This is a genomic window from Ruegeria sp. D7 (assembly GCF_056534355.1).
In genome coordinates, this window is record NZ_JBQFPG010000027.1 from 1 (window position 1) to 4,474 (window position 4,474).

Genomic DNA, 4,474 nt, shown 5'->3' on the forward strand with positions numbered 1-4,474 from the left:
AAACCCCCGCCAGTTGGCGGGGGTTTATTGATTGAGGTTTATTCTGCTGCGTCCATGTATTCGGTCATTGGCGGGCATGTGCAGATTAGGTTTCTGTCGCCGTATGCGTTGTCGACGCGGTTGACGGGGGACCAGTATTTGTCGACGCCCATGGAGCCTGGGGGGAAGCAGGCCTGTTCACGGGTGTAGGGACGGTCCCAGTCGCCGACCAGATCGCGCACCGTGTGGGGAGCGTTTTTCAGCGGGTTGTTTTCCGCGTCGATCTTGCCGTCGATGATGTCCTGTGCCTCGGAGCGGATGGACAGCATGGCGTCGCAGAAGCGGTCCAGCTCGTCCATGGGTTCCGATTCCGTGGGCTCGACCATCAGGGTGCCGGCCACCGGCCAGGACATGGTGGGCGCGTGGAAGCCGCTGTCCACCAGACGCTTAGCAATGTCATCGACGCTGACATGGGCCGCCTCGTCCAGCGGGCGGGTGTCGAGGATGCATTCATGCGCCACACGACCCGTTTCCGAGGTGTAGAGGATCGGGTAGGCATCCTTGAGCCGCGCCGCGATGTAGTTAGCGTTCAGGATCGCCACTTTCGTGGCCTGGGTCAGACCCGCGCCGCCCATCAGCAGCACATAAGCCCAGCTAACCGGCAGGATCGAGGGCGACCCAAAGGGCGCCGCCGAGACCGGACCCACGGCAGTGCCGTATTCCGGGTGGCCGGGCAGATGCTCGGTCAGATGCGCTTTGACGCCGATCGGACCCATGCCGGGGCCGCCGCCGCCATGGGGGATGCAGAAGGTCTTGTGCAGGTTCAGGTGGCTGACGTCACCGCCGATGTCTCCGGGACGCGACAGGCCGACCATGGCGTTCATGTTGGCGCCGTCGATATAGACCTGACCGCCGTGATCATGGGTGATCTGGCAGACCTCCTGCACGGTGGTCTCGAACACGCCATGGGTCGAGGGGTAGGTGATCATGCAGGCGGCCAGATGATCGGAGTGCTTTTCAGCCTTGGCGCGGAAGTCATTCAGATCAATGTTGCCATTCTCATCCGCCTGCACCGGCACAACCTGCCAGCCCACCATCTGCGCCGAGGCCGGGTTGGTCCCATGCGCCGAGGTCGGGATCAGGCAGACATTGCGCTGCCCTTCGCCCCGGGCGAAGTGATAGTTGCGGATGGTCAAGAGGCCTGCGTACTCACCCTGCGCGCCCGAGTTGGGCTGCTGGCTGATCGCGTCATAGCCGGTGATCTGGCACAGCTTGTCGTTCAGATCATCGATCATCTCATGATAGCCCTGCGCCTGATCTTCGGGGCAGAACGGGTGCAGGTTGCCGAACTCGGGCCAGGTGACCGGGATCATCTCGATCGTGGCGTTCAGCTTCATGGTGCACGAGCCCAGCGGGATCATCGCCCGGTCCAGCGCCAGGTCGCGGTCGGCCAGACGGCGCATGTAGCGCGTGATCTCGGCCTCGGCCCGGTTCTTGTGGAAGATCGGGTGGGTCAGGTACTCGCTTTCGCGCAGCGCGTAATCCGGCAGGCGATAGGCCACGTTCGAGCTGTCATCCTTGCGGTCGATGCCAAAGGCCCCCCAGACCGCCTCGATGGTCTCGGGGCGGGTCTGTTCGTCCAGGCTGATGCCCACTTTCGTGTCGCCGACCTTACGCAGGTTGACGCCCCGGGCCACAGCGGCCTCCATGACCGTTTTCTGCAGATGGCCAACCTCAACCGTGATCGTGTCGAAGAACACTTCCGGCTCCACAGCAAAGCCTGCCTCTTCCAGACCGGCAGCCATACGCGAGGTCTTGCGGTGCACCGATTGCGCGATGGCCTTGATGCCGTCGGGGCCGTGATACACGGCATACATCGAGGCAATCACCGCCAGCAGCGCCTGCGCGGTGCAGACATTCGAGTTGGCTTTCTCACGCCGGATGTGCTGTTCGCGGGTCTGCAGCGCCAGGCGGTAAGCCTTGTTGCCCCGGCTGTCGATGCTGACACCGATGATCCGGCCCGGCATCGAGCGCTTCAGCTTGTCGGTGGTCGCCATATACGCGGCGTGCGGGCCACCATAGCCCATCGGCACACCAAAGCGCTGGGTCGAGCCGATGGCGATATCCGCGCCCATCTCGCCGGGCGACTTCAGCAGCGCCAGCGACAGGATATCGGCGGCGACGATGGCAATCGCCTTGTGTTCATGCAGCGCCGCGATTTCCTTGGTGAAGTCGCGCACATGGCCGTGCGTGCCCGGATACTGGAAGATGGCGCCAAAGACCGCGCCCGCATCCAGCGTGTCCGGATCAGCCACCTGCACTTCGATGCCCAGAGGCTCGGCGCGCGTTTTAATCACCGCGATGGTCTGCGGGTGGCAGTTCTTGTCGACAAAGAAGGCTGCGTTGTTGGCCTTGGACCGGCCACCGCGCTTGGCCATCGCCATGGCTTCCGCCGCAGCAGTCGCTTCGTCCAGCAAGGACGCGTTGGCCACGTCCAGCCCGGTCAGGTCGCTGACCATGGTCTGGAAGTTCAAGAGCGCCTCAAGTCGGCCCTGGCTGATCTCGGGCTGATAAGGCGTGTAGGCCGTGTACCAGGCCGGGTTTTCCAGAATGTTGCGCAGGATCGGCGCCGGCGTGGTGGTGCCATAATAGCCCTGACCGATCAGCGAGGTCAGAACCTTGTTCTTGCTCGCCACCTCTTTCATGTGAAAGAGCGCATCGCGCTCGGTCATCGCCGGACCCCAGTCCAGCGGCTCTTTCTGCCGGATCGCCGGCGGGACGGTGGCGTCGATCAGCTCGTCCAGCGTCTTGAAGCCGATCACCTTGAGCATGTCGCGCATCTCGGTCGGGCTGGGCCCGATATGGCGGCGGTTGGCGAAGTCATAGGCTTCGTAATCGGTCAGTTTGAAGGCCATGTGTGCGCTCCTCAAGGATAGGTCAGGCCCGGCGGAGACGGCAGGAGCCTCCGGCGGAAGTATTTGGAAACAGATGAAGGGGCGGGGCCGCGCACGGACCCGCCGCCTGAGTTAACCGATGAAGGCCTTGTAGCCGGCCTCGTCCATCAGGTCTTCGAGCTGCGAGGCGTCCGCGATCTTGATCTTGTAGATCCAGGCCTCGCCTTCGGGGTCTTCGTTCAGCGCGCCGGGGTTGTCGGCCAGTGCCTCGTTCACCTCGGTGATCTCGCCGTCGACCGGTGCGTAAAGCTCGGACGCCGCCTTGACGGATTCAATCACGCCGATCTCGCCGCCTTTTTCGAACTCGTCGCCTGCTTCCTGCTGTTCCACGAACACCACGTCACCCAACTGCTCGGCGGCGTGTTTGGTGATGCCCAGCGTGGCGGTGTCGCCGTCAACACTCAGCCATTCATGCTCTTCGGAATAATAGGTTGCCATGTCTCTCTCTCCTGACTTCAACGCTTGTAATTCTGTTTGACGAAGGGCAGCGCCACGATCTCAGCCGGTTGCGGCTTGCCCCGGATGATCAGGTTCACCTTCTCGCCCGGCTCGCCATGGCCTTTGCTCACATAGCCCATCGCCACCGGTCCACCCACCGTGGGGCCAAACACGCCCGAGGTGATCTGACCGATGCTGTTGCCCTCAAGGCACTGGATCTCAACGCCCTGACGCGCTGGCGCACGGCCTTCGGGCTTGATGCCCACCAGCTTTTTGGCGGGACCTTCGGCCAGTTCCTTCTGCACGCGAGCCGCGCCCGGGAAACCGCCCTCTTCCTTGCGGCGCTTTTGCATCGCCCAGCCCAGCGAGGCCTCGACCGGCGAGGTGCTCTGGTCGATGTCATTGCCATAAAGGCACAGACCTGCCTCAAGCCGCAGGCTGTCGCGCGCGCCCAGACCGGCCGCTTCGCAATCCTCATGCGCCAGGAAGGCTTTGGTGATCTCGATCGCCTTGTCCTCGGGGATCGAGATCTCGTAGCCATCCTCGCCGGTATAGCCCAGCCGCGAGATACGGCACTCAACACCGTTGATATCGGCCACCGTGGTTTCCATGAACTTTAGATCACGCGCGGCGGGGCACAGTTCGCCCACAACGTTTTCCGCCGCAGGGCCCTGAACCGCCACCAGCGCGCGGTCGAAAATCTCGATCACTTCAACGCCTTCGAGGTGCTCACGCATATGCGGAATGTCCTGATGCCGCAGCGCCGCGTTCACCACCACAAAGTAATGATCCCCCGCGTTCGACACGATCAGGTCATCCATGATCCCGCCTTCTGCGTTCGTAAAGAACCCGTACCGCGCCTTGCCTTCCTTCAGCGTCGCATAAGCCTGCGGGCAAAGCGCTTCCAGCTTCTCACCCACATTCTCGCCCCGCAAAATCACCTGACCCATATGGCTCACATCAAACACCGCCGCCTTCTCACGGCACTGCTTATGCTCCCCCATAATCCCCAAAGGATACTGAACAGGCATCTCCCATCCCGCAAAATCAACCAACTTACCCCCCAACTCAACATGCAAAGCGTAAAGAGGCGTGCGTTTTAA

Annotated in this window: 3 protein-coding genes; all 3 read right to left on the reverse strand. The window is 62.5% G+C overall.

The genetic code is table 11. The annotated features are described in order from the left end of the window. Positions 1 to 38: 38 nt before the first annotated feature. Positions 39 to 2,894 (reverse strand): aminomethyl-transferring glycine dehydrogenase, encoded by a 2,856-nt coding sequence (gene gcvP / locus ACRZ9U_RS20845; protein ID WP_170407869.1) that lies wholly within the window; start codon positions 2,892 to 2,894, stop codon positions 39 to 41. Positions 2,895 to 3,005: 111 nt separating this feature from the next. Next, positions 3,006 to 3,371 (reverse strand): glycine cleavage system protein GcvH, encoded by a 366-nt coding sequence (gene gcvH, locus ACRZ9U_RS20850; RefSeq protein ID WP_170393732.1) that lies wholly within the window; start codon positions 3,369 to 3,371, stop codon positions 3,006 to 3,008. Between the two features lie 17 nt (positions 3,372 to 3,388). Beyond that, the coding region (gene gcvT, locus ACRZ9U_RS20855) for a glycine cleavage system aminomethyltransferase GcvT (RefSeq protein ID WP_170407856.1) at positions 3,389 to 4,474 on the reverse strand (1,086 nt) is incomplete at its 5' end.